This is a genomic window from Rothia sp. HMSC069C01 (assembly GCF_001814655.1).
Lineage (GTDB): Bacteria > Actinomycetota > Actinomycetes > Actinomycetales > Micrococcaceae > Rothia > Rothia dentocariosa.
This window is the reverse complement of record NZ_KV817396.1, coordinates 89,304-111,356: the sequence shown is the minus strand read 5'-3', so window position 1 is coordinate 111,356 and position 22,053 is coordinate 89,304. Positions and strand designations below refer to the sequence as shown.

Here is a 22,053-nt window from a genome sequence, read left to right as displayed (position 1 = left end):
TCAGCTTTATATGGCTTTATAAAGCTGATAGGTGCAAGAATTCTTGCACTCGGTGATGTTAGAGTGGGAAAGATGAAGACGAAATCGAACTACCTCATGGTCTTTCTGATTATCACCTTCGGCGTGGATGTGCTGGATCGGCACATGAAAATCGAATATATAACGGTTCCAATAATCCTCATCATCATGCTGATCGTTTTTGTTCAAATTATTTACTATTCCTTCTTTAAAAGAAATGATGCGGAAGATAATCAGCAAAACCGCTAATGCGACGGGTCAGCTCTTGAGCATTGATAAATGCGCACTGATAGATAATTTATCCTTAGATATAAATCTAAAACATACTTAATAATTATTATCGCTAAATAACTCTCTGAAATACACCGCTTATCATAAACTTCTAATCCCTCAGTTCCCGCACCGTTTGTGTTGCACGCTCAAAACGCGGGCGCATCACAGAGGCGCTGGGTGCATCCACCCCATAGCCGCGAGCGCGTTCCGGGGCACGTTCCAGCAGAGGGGCTGCAGTTCGCAGCCAGCCGTGCGCATCCTGCTCAGATACTCCAAAAAGAGAAAGCGAATCTTTAGAGACAAGCGCAGAAGGTTCATACGAGGGGTCGCCGAAGAGACCCAGCTTATGGGTGTCACCGTCAGGGGTTGGGTTCATATCGAAACATGGGGCTACTCCCCACTCACGCCCAAACCGCAAAAACCCGTGGTTACGCAAATGGTCGTCGGTATTTCCCACCAGAGCCCCAAACATAGCGCGCTTCCACAACTGCCCGGTATTTGCGCCTTCTTCTCGGGCGTATTCCACCACATCGACCCAGTCCCCGCCATCGCCGTCTGACGCTTCCAGTGCCGTCATCGCAGAAATATAGGGGATGCGCTGCCGATTGTCCTGCAGGCGGTCAAAACGACGCGCCACATAGATATGCCGATCTTCCCCATTAACATCAGTGATTTTCAGCAGGTGCGCTTGCGGCACGGTAATGCCCAGGTCGGCGCCCAGGCGGTTGAGGGTGTACTCCCACCCCATGAGATCCCACTCATCACCCACAGACTTAGGAAATTTTGCGAGCCACAACTCGCCATTGATCAGCACATTTGCCTTTGGGCGAGCACCACCCAGCGAGCCGGTAGCACTGAAAAGGCGCCGCGCCTGAATATCATCTACGGCAGACGGATCAAGCTCTATAGCATCCGCTGTCGTCAGTAGTTCGGGCAAATCCAGCTCATGGGGTATACGTACCATCGGAGCTTAACGGGGTATCGTTTATCCAATATCGTAAAGATCCCTGCCGCCCGGCATCATCTACTCCGAGAAGATAGTCGAACTCACTGAGCGAGGTGCGTTTACGTGTCCGCTGCAAGAGTTTACGTCCCCACCTGTCAGGAGCAGAATCACTCAACCCGCCCAATCCATCAAGGGGCTGTGCGCCAGTAACAAGAGGGAGCGATGGGGCAAGAGCATAGGCGGCAGGATTCGCTAGATATGCTGCATCGTAGTGAAATACTCCGGTTCCACGGTTAATGAAAAGGCGACCAGCGGTTACCTCACGGTCGCCTGCCACTGTAGTAACCTGCACTGTTTCACTCATAGTTACCAGCCCATTTCGCTTTTGGGGATGCGCACCGACTTAGGGAGTTTTTCGCTGGCACGCAGGCGGCCGACATCCGTGAGATACGGATCGGTAGCAGTGACGACCGCATCCAGCATGCCGAGCACCCGCAGCACACGGAAAAGCACGTCAGTACGCACCGATTCGCCCTGCTCAATGCGCCGCAGGGTCACGGTCGTAATGTCTGCACGTTCCGCAACCATCTGAGCCGTCAGACCCATCAGTTTACGTTGGATGCGCAGCTGCTCGCCGATCGTCCGCGCGGCCCGGCGCACCTTAGTGGGAATATACGCCATAATCTCCATACCCTCATATAGAAAGAACTATTTCTATTATAAGCGATAATAGAAAGAATTATTTTTGTTTGAGCCTTGGACTGATTTCTGAAATTACACACTCTTATAAACGGTGCTCCGGCTCCCCTGCCCACCTTCACGAGCCGCATAACCTCGAGCAATAAGCTTGTTCAAGGTGTACCTTACCTGCGCTTTATTCAAGGTTGAATACTCAGGCGGCAAGTGCTTATGGAGATCCTCAATATTCAGCGGATACGGTGCATCACGCAACACAGCTAGAATCGCTTCTTCACGGTCTTGAGGGGCAGGCTCCACAGTATGTTGCTGAGAACCCACACGTTCTTCACCTTCGGATACCGCCTCACGACTCAGAATAGCCGTAAATTTAGTGGATCCATCCATGAAGCGTATAGGCTTCAGCCCAGCCGCGCGTACGGCTTTCTGCGCTGTCGGAATACCGCTGCCTTCCCCTTCAATCACCCGATATCCTTGGCCCGGTACCCGCAAAACGGTACAGATATCGTACAGTAGCGGGTTTACACGGGAATGCGTACCATATTTTTGCAGATCTTCATCCGTAATACCCCACAGACCACCGGGGTTTACAACCTGTACCTCATGGGGAAGAATACGAATCTGCACTTCATGCGAGTACGTATTGGGGTTGAGGCTTCGATGAACCAGGGCATTAGCGACAATCTCACGCAAAGCAACCGCAGGAATTTCTTCTCCATCAATGAGATGTCCATTTTCCAGCTGACGTACGGGCCTGCGCAGATTCCGTTCAAGCCAGAGAAGAGTTTCTTGGAGCATAAAAGGAATAGGTCCATCTGCCTCGAATTTGTCAAGGTTACGCACCTTACCTTCAGGGTCCACCACTACACCGGTTACTTTGAGTGAGGGGAGGAACTGTTGTGGATAGTCCCCCATAGCGTAGAGTCCGGCAAGCGTCAGATTCTCACTATCCCCCAGAGCTATCACTCGTTTTCGTTTGAGAACCTGCTCACTATCAAGGGCGCTAGTAATCCTTGCGGAAGTTCGGCGTACAGAACTCACATATGAGTCTGTAAGCTCATGATCAAGATCTTCGAATGATGTGTATTCTACTGGCTCTGCGTCATAGTTGCGACGCTCCCGCTGGGAGAGCATAAGCGTTACCTCATACTCATCCATCAAATGGTCACCATCACCCACCCGAATATAGTAATCCTTGCCAATGCGGGCCGGACGCTGGGATGCAGGAAGACCTGGAATTTCCATCACAAGAATGTCGTGGCCCTTATATTCAACCTGGTAGAATGTGCACGTATTTGGGGGTACGAGCTGCTTACGGAGTTTACTCGCAACAGTTTTTTCTAGCCGATCGATGTCATAGACACCTACAGGTTTAAAGTTCTCTTTTTCTGCAACACCGCAGATAATGGTTCCCCCACCATGAATATTTGAAAAACTGCACAGAGTGTCGTCTAGGCTCTTAGGGTAACCCTCGTGAGCCTTTTTCACTTCGATGCGGTGGGTGTCACCACCATAACGCCGAAGGTCAAGCAGGGTATTTTCTAGGCGTTCGGGGGTCCAATCATAGGTGCTCATCTAAAAATTATATCCCTCATCCAAAAAAATTTAGATGAGCAGAAGAAAATTTAGATGAGGATTTAGATCTGCACACTACGACAAAATCCCTTGAAATACTAGGGTTACCACGTGCTTTTCCGGTGGGTGAAGGGGTCAGAATTATACGTCCTCATCTCAAAAATTGTGCTTCTCATCCAAAAAAATACGTCCCTCATCCAAAAATTTTGAGATGAGGGAGCAAAATTTAGATGAGGATTTGGATGAGGCCGCACAGCATCGGGTGCACCTGCGAAGGGACATCACCCACCACCGACTCACTCAAGATCCACTAAAAAGGCTCTTTATTTGAATAAAGCGTATTTTTCGCCGCTTTATTCAAATAAAGAGCCTTTTTAGACGGGGGGGGATCCACAGGCTACACAGAACCTTACACCGAATCCCACACAGCTTCCTCGGCACTCCCGGAGTGCCCCTCAAGCAGGTTCTCAATCACCTGCGCCACCCCATCCTCGCCGAAGGGCGGGCAGGTGCGCCCCACCTTCTTAATCAGCGCAGGCTCGCCGGATGCCATCGCATACCCGCGACCCGCCCAGCACAGCATTTCGGCATCGTTAGGCATATCGCCAAAAGCCATCACCTCATGCGCCTCAATACCGTGTCTTGCGGCAAATTGGGCGAGAGTGCGCCCCTTATTCACGGTCTTCGAGCCCATCTCGATCAGCGGCTCACCCACAACCCCGCGCGTAACCGACACCAGCTCACCCACGGTCTGCGCTACACGCACATGCAGAATATCGGGGTCCATACCAGGCACCCGAACCAGATATTTAATGATTGGAGTATCGCCGAGCGCCACGAATGCCTCCGCTATAGAGGATTCAACCACGCGAGCGCCCTCAAGCACGTCTCCCCCGTCGTGCGGCCCCTGAATGTAGACGGTATCTACGGTTTCGAGGGTGTAGGTGACCTCGGGGAATATCGGCTCAAGCCGAGTGTGGGCACGCTCGATCACGGCGGGTTCGGCACCGTTAACCGCCTCTACTTCGTTGGCGCCCAGATGATACACCACGGCGCCGTTCGAGCAAATGGCGTAGGAGTCAAAATCGGTTTGTTCCCGCAGCGGGGTAAGCCAACGGCTCGGGCGCCCGGTCACGAACACGATGTCGATGCCCGCCGCACGTGCCGCCTCTAGGGCATGCAGGGTGCGGGGGCGAAAACGAAAATCAGGCCCGATGAGCGTGCCGTCCAGATCGCTGGCGATGAGCTTAATCATGCGAGAATAAGCACCTAAGCCGCCGGTTCTGCGTAGGTGACGGTTAAGAAGGCGCGCGCGATGCCGTGGAAGAAGAGGTTGAAGTTCACGACGGCAGGTGAGGTGTTCTCGTCTACCTCAAGTTCGGGTACGTCCACGGCAGTCACGCAGAATATGTAGCGGTGCGGCCCGTGCCCTGCTGGAGGCGCCGCACCCACGAATCCGGGGGTTCCGGCGTCGTTGCGATGCGCTATCGCCCCAGCGGGAAGCGCTGCGCCACCCTGACCGCCGACGATAGCGCCCGCGTTGGTCTCAAGCGCGGTGACCGCTGCGGGGATGTTTGATACGGTCCAGTGCCAGAAGCCGCTGGGGGTGGGCGCATCCGGGTCGTAGCAGGTGACAACGAAGGATTTGGTCTCTTCGGGGAATCCCGACCAGCTCAGCTGCGGAGACTGATCCTGCCCGCCGGGCACGCCGAAGAGCGCCGAGAGCATGGTAGTGGGCGCGGCGGCGCCGTTTTCAAGGTCGGTGGAGGTCAGGTTGAAGAGCGGCAGGTCGGGCAGCCCGGCGTAGGGTTCACGCGGCAGGGGTGCGGTGCCGAGGTTGTTAGTCACGGTAGTCCTCCTCGTTTGGTTGGGTGGCTGACTTAGCCGTTGAGCACGGCGTTAAGTTCTTCGCGGGTGGGCGGGTTCGCGCCGGAACGCGAGACGGTAATTCCCGCCGCCGTTGCGGAAAATCGTAGCAGATTTTGAATATCTTCGCGGGTGAGTGCGGCAAGTTTGCTGCGTGCTTGAGCACCGCTGATGCCTCTGTCGAGGAGCGCGGCGATCAGCGCCGCCATGAGCGAATCGCCCGCTCCTACAGTATCTGCAACCTCCACGCGATAGGCCGGTTCTTCAATCCCGTTGGGGTATGCACGGGTGTAGGCGATCGACCCGCCTTCACCGCGGGTTATCACCATCAGCTCTACGCCGAGGTCGAGCCAGGCATGCGCGGTTTCTGCAAGGGAACGGTCAGGATATAGCCACATCAGGTCTTCGTCACTTGCCTTCACCACCGACGCGAGCGCAGCAAATTTTTCTGCCCAGCCCCGGGCGAGGGCACGGTCGCTAATAATGGTGGGGCGGCAGTTTGGATCGTAGCTGATGAGAGCGCTTTCGCGTGCCGCCGTGAGCGCTTGAGCAACTACGTGGGCGCCCGGTTCGAGCATCGCCCCGATAGAGCCGGTGTGCAGCGCTTCGCAGCTGGGGGCTAGGGCCAGAATGTCGTCGGCGTAGCTGTCGAGGCTCCAGTCGATATCGAATTCGTAGCGTGCCGCGCCGTCTTCCCCAATATACGCCTGCGCGGTTGAGGTTCGTGCGGCGCGCGGCTCGAAGGGTACTTGCACTTTGGATGCGCTCAGGTGCGCGGCGATGCTGGCGCCGTGTTCGTCGGTTCCGTAGTGGCCGATAAACCGGGTCTTGTGTCCTAGCCGCGCGGCGCCGACGGCGACGTTGAGGGGAGATCCGCCGGGGTAGGCATGCATGGGGGCGTCGTTGCTGTGGACGACGTCTACGAGTGCTTCACCGATGACAGTTAACATGTCTCAATTCTACTCAAGGTTGCCGCGCGACGGATGTGTTTCTGTGTGTTATTCCCGTTGTTTTCGCTTCTTGTGTGAGGGCTTGTGTGGGCTTTATTGGCTTCGGGCGTAGTGCATTGTGCAAAGCGTGCTAGATTTCACAGATTCGACGGCGTGAGGGAATAAAACCATTCGCCGCAGAGGTTAGACTTAAAGCAGAGTCGGTTGCGTGCTGCCCGATAAGCTGGGCATGCGCATCGGCGCGAACAACAAATTCCGACGAAGACGTCCATTGAGGAAGAAGGTCAAGAGTGACGACTCCCGAAAACACTCACGAGCAGTGGATTGCCCGCGAAACCCAGGCCGAAGAGATGATTCCCCTCATCGGTAAGCTAAACCGCGAGAACGGTGTAGTTCTTAATATTCACGGTCGCAGCCTGGTTAATAAGTCCGTTATTCAGCTGTTGCGCCTGCATGATGGTGCCGCGAAGGTTGATGGAACCCCGCTGAACCCCGAGCATACGCTAGAGCTGGTTCAGGCACTTTTTGACCTTAACCTTGGTCCCTGCTCGATCAACATTGCGGCTCTGCATCGCCAGCATGTTGATGCGGGCTCCCCCGACTTCTCCATGTGGTTGCCCGAGCAGGTTGGCGCATCGGTTGGTAAGAAGGGCGAGACCGTTAAGCAGCAGGATGTGGTGCTCTATGGTTTCGGGCGCATTGGCCGTCTGTTGGCGCGTATTCTGCTGGAGCGTTCCTCATCGCTGGGGGCAAACCTGCGTCTGCGTGCGGTGGTGGTGCGCAAGAATACCGAGAACGATCTTGAGAAGCGTGCTTCTTTGCTGGCGCGCGATTCGGTGCACGGTCCGTTCAAGGGCACGATTAAGGTAGATGCCGAGAACGACACCATTATTGCTAACGGTCTGCCGGTGCGTTTCATCTATTCGTCAGATCCGACCACTGTGGATTACACCGAGTACGGTATTGAGGATGCGCTTCTGGTCGATAACACCGGCCGCTGGCGCGATGTTCCGGGGCTGACCCAGCACCTTGAGCGCCCCGGTATTTCCCGCGTTCTGCTGACCGCTCCCGGTAAGGGCGATATGAAGAATATTGTCTTCGGCGTGAACGATAGCATCATTACCGACGACGATAAGATTCTTTCGGCGGCATCCTGCACGACCAACGCGATTACCCCCGCGCTGAAGGTTCTTGATGACGTGTACGGTGTGGAACGCGGTCACGTGGAGACCGTGCACGCTTTCACGAATGATCAGAACCTGATCGATAACTTCCACAAGGGTGATCGTCGCGGCCGTTCGGCGGTGCTGAACATGGTGATTACCGAAACCGGCGCGGCACGTGCTGTTTCTAAGGCACTCCCCCAGTTGGAGGGCAAGCTGACCGGTAACGCTATTCGCGTTCCCACCCCGGACGTTTCGATGGCTATTCTGAACGTGAAGCTGGCTAAGCCCGCCGGTTCTAAGGATGAGCTGAACGAGGTCTTCCGCCAGGTTGCCCTCAACGGTGAGCTTCGCCGCCAGATCGGTTACTCCGATTCGCATGAGGCCGTCTCCACCGACTTTGTGGGTTCCCGTAACGCAGGTGTCGTGGATGCGCTTGCCACCGTCGTCACCGACGACTCAGCCATCCTGTACGTCTGGTACGACAACGAGTTCGGTTACTCCTGCCAGGTAGTACGCGTGCTCGAACGCATGGCTGGCGAAGAAGCACCTTCGTACCCCACAAAATAAGGTTTGAGTAGTACATATAGCCGAATAGCTATATAACTTGATAAGAATATACGGGTGGCTCCCTGACATATTTTCAGGGAGCCACCCGTATATTTTTATGCGCCGACCTGCGAACAGAGCCACCTTTAAACCCCTGGTTTCACCACTTCGCGCGCATCGTCATTATGCATTATTCTCCGTTAATACTTTCCGCAAACTGGCGATAGCATTTAGGGCGGCGGGGAATCCTGCATAGACCGCTATCTGAATCATCAGTTCCACAAGTTCGTCTTGAGTGCCGCCTACATTCAAGAAGCCGTTGATATGAACATGCAGCTGAGGCACGCACGTTCCTAAAGCGCTGCACGCAGCCACAGAGACCAGTTCGCGTTCCCACAGGCTCAGCCCGGGTCGAGAATAAACATCGCCAAATGAGTACTCGACAATGTAGCGGCCTAAATCTGGTGCAATATCTTGAAGCGATTCAACCACAGCCTCGCCACCAGCTCCATCTACACGCTCAAGATACGAAGAGCCTACCTCGAAACGCTTGTCAGGCTCGGTGCTATGCGTATCTAAGTTCACGTCAATACCGCGTTCGGTGAAAACCTTACGGGCAACAGAGACGGCATTTAATGCAGCGGGGAAACCAGCGTATATGGTCACATGGATAAAAGTCTCGATAATCTGTTCAGGAGAACAGCCCACATTGAGGGCACCATTAATGTGGAATTCCAGCTGCGGAGCTGCATTCCCAAGTGCGGCCAGAGCAGATATGGTGATGAGCTGGCGGGCCTGATCGGATAAACCTTCCCGATCAAAAACATCTGCATACCCAAACTCCACGACAAACCGTTCTAAGTCAGGCGAAAAAGAAGCTAAGCTATCAAGAATAGATCCGTGAGGGTTCTGCTCTACCCGGGCAAGTACCTCTTTCCCACGCAGATAACGTTCATTGTTTTCAGCAGCCATAATCTTAACTACCTTCCTGGTGATGACATGATGCGATAGAGAAATCTGCATCCGATTCTATGCGGTCAGCTTTCACGTGATGCCGCCCTCCCTAATGCTTATGAGGGTATGCAGGCTTAAACCCTTACGCCCGACCGAAGACCTCGTTGAGGTGGGCAGTATAGTCAGCGATATACTGTTCGACCTGCGGATTTTTAATCACATCATTGCAAATAAAGGTGGGTAATTGGGTAGTCCCCAAGAACTCATTGGCTTTATGAAAATGCATGTAGAGGGCATCTACCCCGACTCCCTCGAAGAAGTCACCCTCCCGGATAAAAGCTTCGCGAGGCGCGTTCCATGTCAGCGACAGCATATGCCGCCGCCCCTGAAGAAGACCGCCCGTGCCGTATCCTTCAGTGGGGTTGGCGCTGCTGCGACCGTCATTAGCGTACAGGGTGCCCGCGCCGGTGGTAAACACCTCGTCCATATATTTTTTCACGGTCCACGGCTCATGCATCCACCAACCGGGCATCTGCCAGATGACCGCATCCATCCACTGGAATTTTTCTACTTCCTGGTGAATATCGTACCCGTCGTCAATCACAGTTTCTCGCACATGATGACCGAGCGCCGATAACGTATCACGGGCTGTTTGATGCAGGGTGTGGTTCAGGCGACCCGCCGAGTGTCCAAATGCTTTACCGCCGTCGATCAAAAGAATATTCACTGTAATTCACTCCTTAAACTCAACACCACGAGAACGGCTGGCTGTATTCCAGCCGCTTGTTCCACAGTACAGGGCTGCTACGCTGTGAATCAGCCCGTTTCTTGACATGAAACGGACTTTATTCCGGTATGCTCTCCACCATGTGGAAACGAATAGGCGGTATTCCAACCCGGACAGGGTACAGAATACCGCCGTATATACGCTATAGCAAGAGACCTTAAAATTACCGCTTACGGTAAATAACCCCGCGGTGGCCGCCTTCTAGGTCGAGACGGCGCTGCGGCAGACGGTCAAAAGTTGTACATCATCCACTGCTCACCGTCTATACGTGCACTGACAATGTATCGCCCGTCGTGCGGTGTGATGAGGCAGTCACCGTGGGCGTTGCTCTGCATACTCTGGTCTTCTAGGCGGGGTGCTGGGGCACAGTCCGCCGAAACCCGCATCAACAATCCACGTCCGGTTATCGAACATTACCTCAAGCAGCATATATGTGCGTGCACCGTATTCATCTGGTTTAGATCCTTAAACGTGACCGGTGAGCGGACGGGCGGGGTAGCCCAGGAGCATGAGCGCATCCAGCAGGAGTAGATTGAGTTCTTAACAGTAGCCCCCGCGCCGTTGCAGCACGAGTTTATAAAAGATACTGTCACTATCATGTGACACAGACTGACCCAGCGCGACGCTCAAGGTGTATGCACATTTAGGCGTCTTTAGGTTCTTTTCGTCACCAAGAACAAGGACCCGCTGAGCGTAACCAGTATTGAAATAAGGAGGATGAGAATATGTGAGATATTCCAGATGCCTCCGATACCGTAGAGCAGCATTCCGAGGGGAACCGCCACTGAAGAGACAATACTGTCTATATTGGCGAACGACTGCAGTTCATCCTGCTCTAAAGAGGTTTGCACCTTCACATCCCATGACACCGCAGCGGCGGATAAGGTCAAAGATGCGGCAAAGGTGCACATGAAGATCACGATAATCTGCGTTCCGTACCCGTACAGATAGACTTGAAGACCCAAGAGAACGGCGGTAGCCATAGCAAGGTAACGCCAGGAGATTTTCTTCCAAACACCCATCAGGATGCTTGCCGAACCCGTTATAGAGCCCAAAGCAAGGGAGGTTGCAACAGCAGCCCAGGATTCCTCATTCAAACGTGAAATCATCTGATGCGGGCCTTCAGCACCCGAAAACCCTAGAGTCAAAGAGATTAACGACCACGCAGCTATTCCCGCTACTATCCAGCGGGGAAAACTAACTTTTGCCAGGGAGGAAGCACCGAAAGAAGACTCATGATCGTTGACAGATGTTGACCCGTTTTGCCCTGCAGCCTTCATGAGGAATATGAGTAAAAATATTCCGACCATAAAGGTTGCAGAGTCAATGAATAAGATAACGGGAAACCCGTAGACAATATATATGAAGGTGGATACTGCGGGAGCTAAAATTCCAAAAGCATCCGTGAAAAAATTACTAAAAGCATTGAAGCTCGTAAGAATATCTTCGGCAACAAGTGCAGGAGTTAGCGTATACCTGGAAGGAACAAAGAAAGAAGTTCCAAATCCGTATATGCATGATGAAATACACAGAGACAGTATGGAATTGTAGCCAGCTATGACCCAAATTCCAAGAATGAACTGTGCTAAGAACCTGATAACATCTGCGTATATCATGGTCCTGATAAGGGGGAATATATTACCGTACCTGCGGTACAGCACTGACCCGAAAAGACGTGCACCCCAAAGGCTCAATAGAACTGCAGTAAAGCCGTATCCGCTATTCTCAAGCTCAACGGCAGAGAGTGCAAAAGCAATCGGTATCATCGAATCACCAAGAGTTGAAATAACTATTGATGATAAGAAAATTGCCTCATGCTTACTATATTTAGCTATTTTCAACACAAGCAATGTCTTTCTTGATATAAAATTTTAAAATAATGGGTTTTCGTCATAAGAAAACCCGCTGCATTATTCAAAAACATAAAATCCACGATACGTTTCATGGCAACCTCCTCTAGAGTGATGCAGATCTATAATCTGCGTTGTAGATATATACTACATACACCGTCTCAGAACGTGCAAACGCTTACGCAGAGTTGAAATACCTCCACCCTGCGCGCAATATATCCCAGACATAAATACGCAACGAAGATAATATCCAGGAATACATACCCGAGTTTTATACAAATAAAGGGCGGTATTTCGTGCTATATATCAAGCACGGAATACCGCCGTATATACGCTATAGCAAGAGACCTTAAAATTACCGCTTACGGTAAATAACCCCGCGATGGCCTTCTAGGGTGAGGGTGGCCGGTGCCGCGTTGTTTTGCGCATCTACGAGCCCTTGATCCTGCGGAACCCGCACCATCGTGGTGCGGTCACTCGTATTCAGAGCCGCCCAGCCGTGCGTGAAAGCACGGGTCTGCACACTGTCCTGAGCCTCAATCTCACCGGATGCAGCCCCCAAGTCAAAGGACAGCTCGGGCGCGTTCGGAGTACCGTCATAGGCATCGTGCTGAGTTGCATTGATACCGGTAAAGCGACCGCCTCCAAAAACCCAGAACCCAGCCAGACCATACAGCAGATTCTCATCCGTGCCGCTAATCGGCGACGTCGAGTACCCGTGCGGGGTGCGCAAAATCGTAACCTTAGGAAGGGACTGCTGGGTATTCACAGCGCCGTAGGCATCGCCCGAGCGGTCCTGCACCGCATTCAGCGTTACCAGGCCTTCGGCGCCGCGCCCAATATGGTTTCCCTGCATGGTGGCGTAGGCGCCGCTGAGGAATTCTTGTGCGCCCCAGCCGAGCCACACTTCCTCGAACCCGCCGCCGTAGGCACTGTGGCTTTCCCATTTGCCCCAGCGCAGGCGCGATTCGGCAATATTAGGCACCAGGATTTTGCCGATCTTATTCAGCTCAATACCGGCGAAGGAGATCAAGAAATCGAGATGCTGCCGAATCGTGGTGATGCTTTCAACGCCCTGAATCGGCAGGTTTAGTCCGTAATAATCATTCTCTACGTCGTTATCAGCCATCACCCCGTCAAAGGGCGAGTTACGAAGTTCTTCCACCACGGAGTGCACCCACTGCCAGCGGTAGTCTGCGCTCCACACCGCCATCTGGTAGTGCTGCCAATAGCCCGACCACTCGATCAAAGAGCCGTCTAGGCGGCGGGCGAACAAATCCTTACCGGTTGTGTTCAGAAGATCTTGCGCATATTTATAAGAGACGCCCGAAGAGTAGATGGGGCCGGGTTCATAGGCACGACTGGAAGAAAGGCACTTATAGGCGAGCACCACCATATTAGGTGACTGCTCTTTGAGGTAGCGTGCCGCATCCAGCTCCCAGGGCTGCAGAATAGCTACCGCGTAGTTCTGCGCCGCAAAGGCCAGCTGCTCTTCCGATATAGGGTCGCCGCCGTACCGAATCCAGGCACCAAATTTTCCGGGAGTGCCGGCTCGTAGAGAATTATCGCTCATTCTTCAATCTGCTCCGTAACTCGCTGAGGTATTTTACCTAGCTTACGGTATATCTGGTCATAACGGTCCATAACCAGGCGAAGTTGGAAGAACTTTACAACTCGGTTGTAAGCGTTAACGCAGTAACGCTCGTAGATGCTGGGCTCCTCCATCATGGTGCGAAGCGCCTGCGTGAAGCCTTCGATATCGCCCGGAATGGTTAGAATACCGCAGTTACCTATTTCACTGCCATCCGAGGTGACCAGCACATCATCGATCAGCTGCGACATACCGCCCACGTCGGTACTCACCAGCGGAATGGATGCTGCCATCGCTTCCAGCGCCACAATGGGCTGACCTTCGTTGTAGCTGGGCATGAGCAGAACATCGAAGCGGTCCAGCATTTCGCGCACCTTCACGGTGCCGTGGAAGGTGATGAAGTCGCCCATATTGAGCTCTTCGATCGTGCGCACGCACAGCTCATAGTATTCGGGCATGTGGTTCTTCGGTCCGAGCACATCCAGGTGGAAGTTGTCGAGCCCGGCATCACGCAGCAGCGCAAGCGACTTCACGAGGTCTGTGAGTCCCTTAATGGGCACCACACGCGCAATAAAGACGAAACGCCACATGTGCCCGCGACCCTCCGCCAGGATGCGCGCCCGGGCAGTCTGGCGCCCCACATACGCCGGGTACACGCTCTCGATGAGCATACCGTTCGGCAGCACGACCGCGCGGTCTTCTTCACCCTCGTTGTACTGATCGATGGGCGCGCCAATACCGCGTGCCTCTTCAATCGCTTTGGGGTACAGATAGGTCACCATATCGGCGCTGGGGTAGCAGAAACGTCCCATTTCCAGGAACCAGACGCACCACGCGGTCTCTTCGAGCGTGACGGGACCCAGCTCGGGTTTATCGCGCGGCTCCTTCAGGAAGGCGTAATCCGTGGTGACGGGCTTGGCCATATTGCGTTCCAGCTTGGTGTTGATAGTATCGCGCACATACAGGTTGTGTTCGGTCAGCAGGAAGCTGGTGCCGTAATCGCGCGCACCCGCAGCGCCCAAAAGTGAGGCGTAGCCGGTGGTGTGGGCATGGTACACGCGGGCATAGGGCAGGCGCTCATGCAACAGGGCGTACACGATAGAGACGAAGTTACGGATCTCCCAGAAGAGTTCGCCGAACGGAACCTGTGCGAGGAAGCCCCAGTTACCGACTGCCTCCATAAACTCGCGGGTGCCGGTGAGGGCGAAGAGTGAGTAGGTGCGGGTGCGGGGGTTAATTCCTTCATCGTAGAACGACCAGAGCGGGTTTACATCGCCGTGAATAAGAGCATCGAAAGCACTCATAAGTCTCGCCACCAGTTTCTTGCGTTGGCGACGATTCATCTTGAGGTTTTTCGGGTTACATTCTTGGGCGAATTCTTCCTTATGCTCCTCTAGGCTCAGGTAGATCACCTTCACCCATTTGACGTTTTCGGGCATACCGTACAGGTCTTTAAGTTCCTGTTTACTATCCCAAGAAATATGAATAATTCCGAAGCTGATGCTCGGGTTTTCCACGATAATATCGTGAACCACTGCGGAAACCCCGCCCTTAAGGTAGGGGTAGGTCGATTCCATCACCAGCGCAACATCGACCTCAGGATAATCAGGGTCGGGTGTTCGGGGTCCCGGCGCGGGCAATTGCAGCGGGGCATAGTGGTTACGCATTGCGGTGTTTATCAATGTATATGACCTCTCATCTACCAGGCTAGGGCACGACGCCAGAAGAGTGAGTATTCGGGATTAGCCCAGGCACGACGGTAGAGTATCCACGTGACGAGGGCGAGAATTGCTTCGCCGATAATGATGGGCAGATAACCGCCATCGTTCGGGATGATTGAAAAGGCGACAGTGACGATCAGCAGGTGTACCGCACAGATAATGTGCACAGTCTTAAACATGGTCATGTATTCCAGCTGATAGATGAAGAGCGCCATCGCCAGGAACAACCATGCCACCGTCAGTCCCGCATAGGCGAGCGGGAAGGTGTTCGGTACGAAGATATACATCAGAATGCCCGTAATGACCGAGCAGATAACTGAGACAATCAACGTGTTGCGCACGGAGGCGTGAGAAATACGCACTACAGCGTGCGCCTCCGGCTCAATTTCACTGAAGGGAAGTTTATTGAAGAGGGTCCACAGACGCTGAATCGAGCCGTTCACGCGGTTAGATTCAACCACGAAGAAGTAGTTGTAGGCGATCACGCAGGGAACCAGGCTCATGTAGATGGCGATAACGTCAATCTTGCCGTTCGTCACCAAGAAGAGCACGTATTTATCAGCCCAGAGGATAGAACCGGTCAGCAGGCCGCGAATGACGTCGCGGTAGGCGGCTCCTAGGGGAAGGCGGCTGAAGTGGAACAGCTGCTTAATTTCACGCCCAATACCACTGAACAGAATGGCCGACCCCACCAGCGGAGGCAGGAACCACACGGTCGGCAAAGTCAGCAGAACAATCGTGTAACCCAACCATGCGAAGAACCACAGCGGACGGTTTTTTGCCACGTTCGGCACAATAAGCAGCTGCGCATACGCAACGTTGAGCATACTCAAAAAGAGGAAGGATACCAGCGCCACCATATCCCAGTGCAGTACGAGCACCACGGGAATGGCGAAAAGGAACGCGATGGGCAGACCCACCAGATAGAGGTAGCCCCAGTGGCGGCTAAACGCCCTCAGCTCGCTAATATGCTGATATTTCGGGTCGGTATCGAGAGTAGCAAGAAGTTCTTGCGCCTCTTTGGATTTATGGTCCCGTTTGAGAATCGCCGCTTCTTCCTGAACCTCGCGGCGCGCATCCTCAACTTTCAGATGTTCGGATTCGAGGGCGCGGTAAATAGGCATGCATACCGCCTGGCTTAGCCAGGGAACCACGATGGACGCCGCCAGAATAATCTGGATAAGCGGTACCGACCCCACATAGTTCTTGCTGAGAATGGGGGTTACGAACGGGAATGCGACTGTTAGGAGTGCAACGGGAGATACATAGAGAAGAAAATTGTAGAGGAGTCTCCAGCTCCAGCGGTTTTTCGGGATGTCTGCATGGTGGGAAGACAAGACGGGAACTTCTTTCAGCGCTATTCTCACCTAATGCCTATATGTATATTGCCCCTGTACCTGTGGTTTAAGGGCAGGGATGGGCTACGCGCAGGAAAAACTGCGCTGAACGACTAGGTGATCGGTTTTCGGGATTTCAACCCCTTGTATTGTATACGTGTAAACTATTTTTGACACGCAGCCCGCAACTGGGATTTATGCCACATATCCCCCGCTTTTTTAAGGCAGGGCAAGCCGCATACATGCATCACAAGGTTTCACTACTACTTGAGTATAGCGGTACCGAACCAAGTTTGCGGGGTTTACCGTCAGATGTGCACAAAAATATCTCACGCGCCATGCGCTGAAATACTTAAAAATCCCTGATAAATAGCGGAATATCGGCTAAAAATATTCTTTATTTTAATCAGCATCACACCGCGACACGACGACAAAAAGCTGTTCCCTGCCCCACCCACACGCGGGCGGAGAGGGAACAGCTTTTGTTATATCTTAAGAAGAGCTTTAGGACGCGCTCGACAGGGTTCGCAGTGCCACCGAGATCACGGCTAGGCGCGGGTGCGATGCGCTGTCGGGCTCGGCATTGCGAACCTCTTCAAAGATGCGGTCGATATTGCCCACACGGGTCGGGTGGTTCTTAATCCAGGAATCCAACGCCTGCAAAGCCCCCTCGGGGTTGCTTGGCGCGTGGCCTGCGTCTTCCTCCGCCACCGACGTTGCAAGCTCTGCGGCGGTCTCGTAGAGGCTGCCGCGCAGAGCCTGGCGTGAGAGGGTTTCCCAGCGGTCGTTACGGGGCAGCTCGCTGATGAGGCCGAGCAGTTCATCAACCTTGAAGCGGTCGTAGGTTGCGAAGTAAATCGGTGCCAGCTCAACCGCATTGAAGTCGTTATCGCGTGCAGAGCGAATAACATCCAAGAGAGCGTACCCCTCGAATCCGCGAATCCAGATGACGATGAGTTCTTCGGGAAGACCCCAAGCCTCGCCAGCATCGCGCTTGGAACGAACCCGTGCGCGGGAAACATCCGAGAGGTATGCGGGCAGGTTCTTGCGAAGCTCCACCACATCGCCAAAGCGTTCCAGCAGGGAGCTGAGCGGGTTGCCCGCAACCACGCCGCGCTCGGCGATAAACCAACGCACCACGCGGTCAAGAACACGCTGATCATCGTGCAGCACGGTGTTCCATGCATCCAGGGCGGTGTGTGCGGGCAGTTCGCGGTGCAGTTTCGCGGCCTTACCCAGCTCGAAGAGCTCGCGGGCGATGATGAAAGCGCGGGCGACCGCATCCACCCCAACGCTGGTTTCTTCGACCGCGCGGTAAGCGAAGGTGATGCCGCCCAGGTTCACCATCTCGTTGGCAACGCGGGTGCAGATAATCTCCTTGCGCAGCGGGTGCGAATTCAGGTACTCGCCGAAACGCTCCACCAGAGGTGCCGGGAAGTATTCGCGCAGCAGGCCCTCCAGGTAAGGATCGTCTGCGAAGTCGGTCTCTTCCAGAGCGTGCGTGAGGTAAATCTTCACGTAGGCGGCCAGCACGGAAAGCTCAGGGCGGGTCAGCATCTCGCCGGTGGTGTCAAACCGTGCCTGCAGTTCCTTATCCGTGGGCAGGAACTCGACGGTGCGGTTCAGACCGGCGTGCTTTTCGAGATCGCGCATCAGGCGCTTATAGACGTCAATGCCCAACGTTCCATAGTTGAACTCGCCCTGCAGCAGAACATTCTGCTCAACATTGGTTTCAAGCACCTTGGCGCCGACTTCGTCCCGCAGGGATTCGATGAACGATGCGCGCTCATCCGGGGCAAGCTCGCCGCGTGCCACTAGGCGGTCCACCAGAATCTTGATGTTCACCTCACGGTCACTGGTTTCCACACCTGCGGAGTTGTCAATGGCGTCGGTATTGATGATGACTCCGTTGCGTGCAGCCTCCACACGGCCCAGCTGGGTGAAGCCGAGGTTGCCGCCCTCGCCCACGATCTTGGCGCGCAGCTCGTTGCCGTTCACGCGCAGGGCGTCGTTTGCCTTATCGCCCACCTGCGCGTTCGTTTCGGTAGATGCCTTCACGTAAGTACCAATACCGCCGTTGTAGAGCAGATCAACCGGAGCCCTCAGAATCGCGGAAAGCAGCTCGGAGGGTGCCAGCTCGGTAACATCGTCCTCAAGACCCAGCACCTCGCGCACCTGCGGGGTGATCTCAATGGACTTCAAACCGCGCGAGTACACGCCGCCGCCCTCAGAAATCAGCTCGCGGTTGTAATCCTGCCACGAAGAACGCGGCAGCTTGTACAGGCGCACGCGCTCCTCGAAGGAGACGGCGGGGTCCGGGTTCGGATCCAGGAAAATATCGCGGTGGTCGAAGGCGGCGACCAGGCGGGTTTTCTCGGAGCGCATCAGGCCGTTGCCGAAGACATCGCCGGACATATCGCCAATGCCCACGGCGGTGAATTCTTCGCTCTGGCAGTCGTGGCCGAGTTCGGCAAAGTGACGTTTGACGGATTCCCAGGCGCCGCGGGCGGTAATGCCCATCGCCTTGTGGTCGTAGCCAACCGAGCCGCCGGATGCGAACGCATCGCCCAGCCAGAACCCATACTCGGCGCTGATCGCGTTTGCAGTATCCGAGAATGCGGCAGTCCCCTTATCGGCGGCAACCACCAGGTAGTAGTCGTCACCGTCGCGGGCGATCACGCCCTCGGGGCGTACTACGGTTTCGGTGCCGTCGGTAGCAACGGAGAGGTTATCGGTCACATCCAGCAGGGAGCGGATAAAGACCTTGTAGGATTCGCGACCCTCGGTAATCCAGGCGTCGCGGTCCACGGCGGGATCGGGCAGCTGCTTGGGATAGAAACCACCCTTGGCACCGGTCGGAATAATAACGGCATTCTTAACCATCTGCGCCTTGACCAGGCCCAAAACCTCGGTGCGGAAGTCGTCGCGGCGGTCGGACCAGCGCAGACCGCCACGCGCCACATTGCCAAAGCGCAGGTGCACACCTTCCACACGCGGGGAGTATACGAAAATCTCGAACTTGGGGTGCGGAAGAGGCGCAAAATCGATCTGCTCGGGCGCAATCTTGAACGCAAGCGCTTCTCGACCCAAGTAGGCGTTGGTGCGCAGAATAGCCTTGAGAATTTTCAGGAGCGAGCGCAGGTAGCGATCGGCATCCAGGGTTGGAATCTTGTTGAGTTCTTCGCGAATCTGCTCCAGGATTTCTTCGCGTTGAGCTTCGCGCTGCTCATCGGTGAGCCCATTGTTCGAGTCGAAGCTAGTGTGGAAGAACTGGACGTAAAGCTTCGCGATCTGCGGGTACGCCATCAACGTATTTGACATGAACGAAGGCGTGTAGCCCAAGCCCAGCTGAATCAGGTAGTGGTTGAAGGCGCGGAATAAGCGAACTTCTTTCCAGGTGAGCCCATCGGCTAAAATAAGCCGGTCCAGGGTATCGGAGTCGCGTTCTCCCAACAGATAAGCGTTGAGCGCATCCTCGTAGAGCGTTGCGACAGCGTGCGGGTCTACACCTTCGGGGAACTGCACACCAAAGTCGTACAGGTATCCGTAGTCCTGCCCATCTTCGGGTGCGAACTCGTAGGGCCTTTGGTCAACGACGACCAGTCCCATATTCTGCATCACCGGGAGCAGCTCGGTGAGGGTATGCGGTGCTGACAGGTAGGTCTTCAGACGGGTGGTAGCTAAGTCGCCGGTCTCGACTTTGATAGCGGCGGGCCTCTGGGTATCGCCCGAGAGAGATTCAAAAATCACAATATCCTCGATCGCGTTTTCTACTTCATAGTCGGCGCGGTAGGTTGCTGGCGCGGCTTCCGCCCAGGCGGAGGCGAGCCGGCGTCCTTCTGCACCGGGTTTCCAGCCCTCAAGCGCGGCGGCGGTAGCCTCTCCCCAGGAGCGGGTAGCGGCTTGCAGGCGCTTCTCAAGGGCGCTTACATCAACATCCGGCACGACGTTCGGGTCGGCGAGCCGGATGCGGAAAAACACACGCGCCAGCGACGATGCCGAGAGGTAAATCTGGTAGTCGATGGCGGTTAAATCAAATTCTTCGCGGAATACCTGCTGGATGCGGGTGCGCACAGAGGTGTTGTACCGATCGCGCGGCAGATACACCACCGCAGAGATAAACCGTGCGAACTGGTCGGGGCGCAGGAAAAGGCGGGTCTTGCGCCGTTCCTCCAGACCCATAATGCCGCGGAAAGTTTCGGTGAGTGTATTCACCGTGGCGTGCATGAGCTCAAGGCGCGGGTAGTCTTCGATGAAGCCGATGAGCATCTTATCGGAGTAAGAGCCGGGGTGGAATCCCAAGCGACGGCGCACCATGGCGATACGTTCGCGAATGAGCGGGGTTTCTATGGCTGGCAGAGAGTATGCCTGGCGGGTAAACAGCCCCAGAATCACGTATTCGCCGACCACGCGCCCGCTCGCGTTGAAGCGGCGCACCCCAATGTAGTCGAGGTAGTCGGTACTCTGAATGGTGGAGCGGGTGTTCGCCTTCGTAATGTAGAGTGGGCGCGGCCTGAGCGCGCGAGCGAGGGTGTCGTTTTCCAGCCGGATGCGGTGCTGCCCTTCGGTGGACCGCAGGATACCCAGTGCCGAGTGAGGGCGGTCTGCCAGTTCGAGTACCCCCGAGGAGCCGTCGAGCAGACGCTCTTTGATACCCATAAAGAGGAAGTTGCCGCGGGCGAGCCAGCGCAAAAAGTCCTGTGCGATTTCAATACGTGAGGAAGGTTCGTTACCGCCGGGATGCGCGGTGAAAGATTCTTCGCCTTCGCCGAGGGTTATGCCGCGCAGCGCATCCAGGGATTCGGCGATGGTGTTCACGCGCTCGGCCATGGCTTCGGCATCGGTTTCGCAGGCTTTAATATCGTCGAGGATTTTCAGGGCGGTAGCGCGCAGGCGGTCGCTGTCTTCGTCGTTGAGCTTGCGGGTGAGGCGAATCGCGATCCAAGACTCGATCATGGGATGCGCCGTGAGCTTGCCGTCCTTCGCTGAGAGCACAGGCAGCCCGTAGGTTGCGGTATCGCCGCTGGCGAGGTTACTGGCGCGACCAGCGCCGCGTGCCGAGAGAAGTTTTCCGTTGGGGTCGCGATCCACGATGAAGATGGGGTGGAAGAGCGAGTAGACGCCGCCGAAGTCTGAGGCGATTTCAGCGGTGAGGGAACTGACGAGGTACCCCATATCGTCGGTGACGACGAGCAGCGTGGTGGAGTATTCGTCGTTATGCACGGTGACCGCAGGGGTATTGGGTTCGCGCGTCTCAGCGAGCGCACGGTGCGCTCGCGCTAACTCTTCTAGTTCTTCCGTTGAGAAGACTTCTCGGTCTTCAACGGGGCTGTTCTGGTAATACTGTTCAATCCACGCATCATCGCCAGACCAGCGTTTCATAGCGTTGTCATTCACTGACAAGGTATGCCTCCGAAGTTTGTATCACTTCTCTGTGACGTTCTGTCTGTGTTTTATACGGCGTTGTGTGTAATCTCTTCCTAGCTTATACCCTGTACACCGGTGCAGGCTTCCATTTTAGGGAAATCCGGCAGGAAAATATTTTTATTGCGGAGATAAATCACATATGCTTCTGCTCTAAGCAATATTTGAGGCTTTTCGCGTTGTTTTTGAGGCATTAAACCCGTATTTATGGTGTTTGCATGTATTCCGGTGTCTGTCATGTTTTTAGCCGGAAAGCTGCATGCAATGAGGGCCTTTATTCCGAGCGCGTGTCATGAACACAGTTCCGGGAGCGATGGTTTGCCTTGGAAGTGCATTCTTCAAAGCCATAACCA

The 22,053-nt window shown here is 54.7% G+C and carries 16 protein-coding genes and 1 pseudogene; 2 read left to right on the top strand and 15 right to left on the bottom strand.

Translation table 11 applies throughout. The features are described 5' to 3' along the window. The first annotated feature begins 72 nt into the window (after window positions 1-72). Window positions 73-267: a hypothetical protein gene (locus HMPREF2981_RS06095; RefSeq protein ID WP_013398076.1), complete on the top strand. Its 195-nt coding sequence runs from the start codon at window positions 73-75 to the stop codon at window positions 265-267. 133 nt (window positions 268-400) lie between these two features. Here HMPREF2981_RS06095 and HMPREF2981_RS06090 read toward each other — a convergent pair whose 3' ends face one another. The 7 genes from HMPREF2981_RS06090 to HMPREF2981_RS06065 form a co-directional block, all read right to left on the bottom strand. Further along, entirely contained in the window at window positions 401-1,255 is an 855-nt protein-coding gene (locus tag HMPREF2981_RS06090; RefSeq protein ID WP_083313868.1) for a type II toxin-antitoxin system HipA family toxin, read from the bottom strand. Next, complete coding sequence (locus tag HMPREF2981_RS10625) at window positions 1,236-1,601, bottom strand: HipA N-terminal domain-containing protein (RefSeq protein ID WP_083313867.1); 366 nt, start codon at window positions 1,599-1,601, stop codon at window positions 1,236-1,238. The genes HMPREF2981_RS06090 and HMPREF2981_RS10625 overlap by 20 nt, the downstream gene beginning before the upstream one ends. A 2-nt stretch (window positions 1,602-1,603) precedes the next feature. After that, on the bottom strand, window positions 1,604-1,918 hold the full coding sequence (locus tag HMPREF2981_RS06085) for a helix-turn-helix domain-containing protein (protein ID WP_004005858.1): 315 nt from the start codon (window positions 1,916-1,918) through the stop codon (window positions 1,604-1,606). A 93-nt stretch (window positions 1,919-2,011) separates the two neighbouring features. Next, window positions 2,012-3,508, bottom strand: coding sequence for an RNA-binding domain-containing protein (locus HMPREF2981_RS06080; protein WP_070661660.1), 1,497 nt, complete (start codon window positions 3,506-3,508; stop codon window positions 2,012-2,014). Between the two features lie 409 nt (window positions 3,509-3,917). Beyond that, window positions 3,918-4,763, bottom strand: a complete 846-nt coding sequence (locus HMPREF2981_RS06075) for an HAD-IIB family hydrolase (RefSeq protein WP_070661659.1) — start codon at window positions 4,761-4,763, stop codon at window positions 3,918-3,920. Window positions 4,764-4,777: 14 nt separating this feature from the next. Beyond that, the gene (locus HMPREF2981_RS06070; RefSeq protein ID WP_083313866.1) at window positions 4,778-5,356 is read right to left on the bottom strand and encodes a YbhB/YbcL family Raf kinase inhibitor-like protein; all 579 of its coding nucleotides are present in this window, start codon (window positions 5,354-5,356) and stop codon (window positions 4,778-4,780) included. A 32-nt stretch (window positions 5,357-5,388) separates the two neighbouring features. Then, window positions 5,389-6,324, bottom strand: coding sequence for a carbohydrate kinase family protein (locus HMPREF2981_RS06065; RefSeq protein WP_070618141.1), 936 nt, complete (start codon window positions 6,322-6,324; stop codon window positions 5,389-5,391). A gap of 290 nt (window positions 6,325-6,614) precedes the next feature. On the opposite strand from HMPREF2981_RS06065, the gene HMPREF2981_RS06060 reads away from it, so the two are divergent. After that, the gene (locus tag HMPREF2981_RS06060) at window positions 6,615-8,057 is read left to right on the top strand and encodes a glyceraldehyde-3-phosphate dehydrogenase (RefSeq protein WP_048755381.1); all 1,443 of its coding nucleotides are present in this window, start codon (window positions 6,615-6,617) and stop codon (window positions 8,055-8,057) included. A 162-nt stretch (window positions 8,058-8,219) separates the two neighbouring features. Here the strand turns inward: HMPREF2981_RS06060 and HMPREF2981_RS06055 are convergent, their stop codons facing one another. The 8 genes and pseudogenes from HMPREF2981_RS06055 to HMPREF2981_RS06025 all read right to left on the bottom strand — a co-directional run bounded on the left by HMPREF2981_RS06055 (window position 8,220) and on the right by HMPREF2981_RS06025 (window position 21,658). Further along, window positions 8,220-9,008, bottom strand: coding sequence for a carboxymuconolactone decarboxylase family protein (locus HMPREF2981_RS06055; protein WP_048755382.1), 789 nt, complete (start codon window positions 9,006-9,008; stop codon window positions 8,220-8,222). A 124-nt stretch (window positions 9,009-9,132) separates the two neighbouring features. Continuing rightward, window positions 9,133-9,717, bottom strand: a complete 585-nt coding sequence (locus HMPREF2981_RS06050; protein WP_013398083.1) for an NAD(P)H-dependent oxidoreductase — start codon at window positions 9,715-9,717, stop codon at window positions 9,133-9,135. Between the two features lie 372 nt (window positions 9,718-10,089). Beyond that, a pseudogene (locus HMPREF2981_RS11270) lies at window positions 10,090-10,212 on the bottom strand (hypothetical protein); the annotation flags it as partial. Window positions 10,213-10,430: 218 nt separating this feature from the next. Further along, complete coding sequence (locus HMPREF2981_RS06045) at window positions 10,431-11,543, bottom strand: MFS transporter (protein WP_141756670.1); 1,113 nt, start codon at window positions 11,541-11,543, stop codon at window positions 10,431-10,433. A 439-nt stretch (window positions 11,544-11,982) separates the two neighbouring features. Further along, window positions 11,983-13,200, bottom strand: coding sequence for a putative glycoside hydrolase (locus tag HMPREF2981_RS06040; RefSeq protein ID WP_013398084.1), 1,218 nt, complete (start codon window positions 13,198-13,200; stop codon window positions 11,983-11,985). Beyond that, complete coding sequence (pelF, locus tag HMPREF2981_RS06035; RefSeq protein WP_048779562.1) at window positions 13,197-14,885, bottom strand: GT4 family glycosyltransferase PelF; 1,689 nt, start codon at window positions 14,883-14,885, stop codon at window positions 13,197-13,199. Before pelF ends, HMPREF2981_RS06040 begins: the two co-directional genes overlap by 4 nt. A gap of 32 nt (window positions 14,886-14,917) precedes the next feature. After that, window positions 14,918-16,276 carry a hypothetical protein gene (locus tag HMPREF2981_RS06030; RefSeq protein ID WP_238382410.1) on the bottom strand — a complete coding sequence of 453 codons (1,359 nt, stop codon included), beginning with the start codon at window positions 16,274-16,276 and terminating at the stop codon, window positions 14,918-14,920. A 504-nt stretch (window positions 16,277-16,780) separates the two neighbouring features. Next, the gene (locus tag HMPREF2981_RS06025) at window positions 16,781-21,658 is read right to left on the bottom strand and encodes an NAD-glutamate dehydrogenase (RefSeq protein WP_246825349.1); all 4,878 of its coding nucleotides are present in this window, start codon (window positions 21,656-21,658) and stop codon (window positions 16,781-16,783) included. Window positions 21,659-22,053: the final 395 nt, after the last annotated feature.

What these genes read in the sequence shown, in the direction of transcription:
- HMPREF2981_RS06080 (WP_070661660.1), bottom strand. Translation starts at nt 3,508, where the DNA reads ATGAGCACCTATGATTGGACCCCCGAACGCCTAGAAAATACCCTGCTT.
- HMPREF2981_RS06045 (WP_141756670.1), bottom strand. Translation starts at nt 11,543, where the DNA reads ATGATACCGATTGCTTTTGCACTCTCTGCCGTTGAGCTTGAGAATAGC.
- HMPREF2981_RS10625 (WP_083313867.1), bottom strand. Translation starts at nt 1,601, where the DNA reads ATGAGTGAAACAGTGCAGGTTACTACAGTGGCAGGCGACCGTGAGGTA.
- HMPREF2981_RS06040 (WP_013398084.1), bottom strand. Translation starts at nt 13,200, where the DNA reads ATGAGCGATAATTCTCTACGAGCCGGCACTCCCGGAAAATTTGGTGCC.
- HMPREF2981_RS06055 (WP_048755382.1), bottom strand. Translation starts at nt 9,008, where the DNA reads ATGGCTGCTGAAAACAATGAACGTTATCTGCGTGGGAAAGAGGTACTT.
- HMPREF2981_RS06075 (WP_070661659.1), bottom strand. Translation starts at nt 4,763, where the DNA reads ATGATTAAGCTCATCGCCAGCGATCTGGACGGCACGCTCATCGGGCCT.
- HMPREF2981_RS06090 (WP_083313868.1), bottom strand. Translation starts at nt 1,255, where the DNA reads ATGGTACGTATACCCCATGAGCTGGATTTGCCCGAACTACTGACGACA.
- HMPREF2981_RS06095 (WP_013398076.1), top strand. Translation starts at nt 73, where the DNA reads ATGAAGACGAAATCGAACTACCTCATGGTCTTTCTGATTATCACCTTC.
- HMPREF2981_RS06025 (WP_246825349.1), bottom strand. Translation starts at nt 21,658, where the DNA reads ATGAAACGCTGGTCTGGCGATGATGCGTGGATTGAACAGTATTACCAG.
- HMPREF2981_RS06085 (WP_004005858.1), bottom strand. Translation starts at nt 1,918, where the DNA reads ATGGCGTATATTCCCACTAAGGTGCGCCGGGCCGCGCGGACGATCGGC.
- HMPREF2981_RS06065 (WP_070618141.1), bottom strand. Translation starts at nt 6,324, where the DNA reads ATGTTAACTGTCATCGGTGAAGCACTCGTAGACGTCGTCCACAGCAAC.
- pelF (WP_048779562.1), bottom strand. Translation starts at nt 14,885, where the DNA reads ATGCGTAACCACTATGCCCCGCTGCAATTGCCCGCGCCGGGACCCCGA.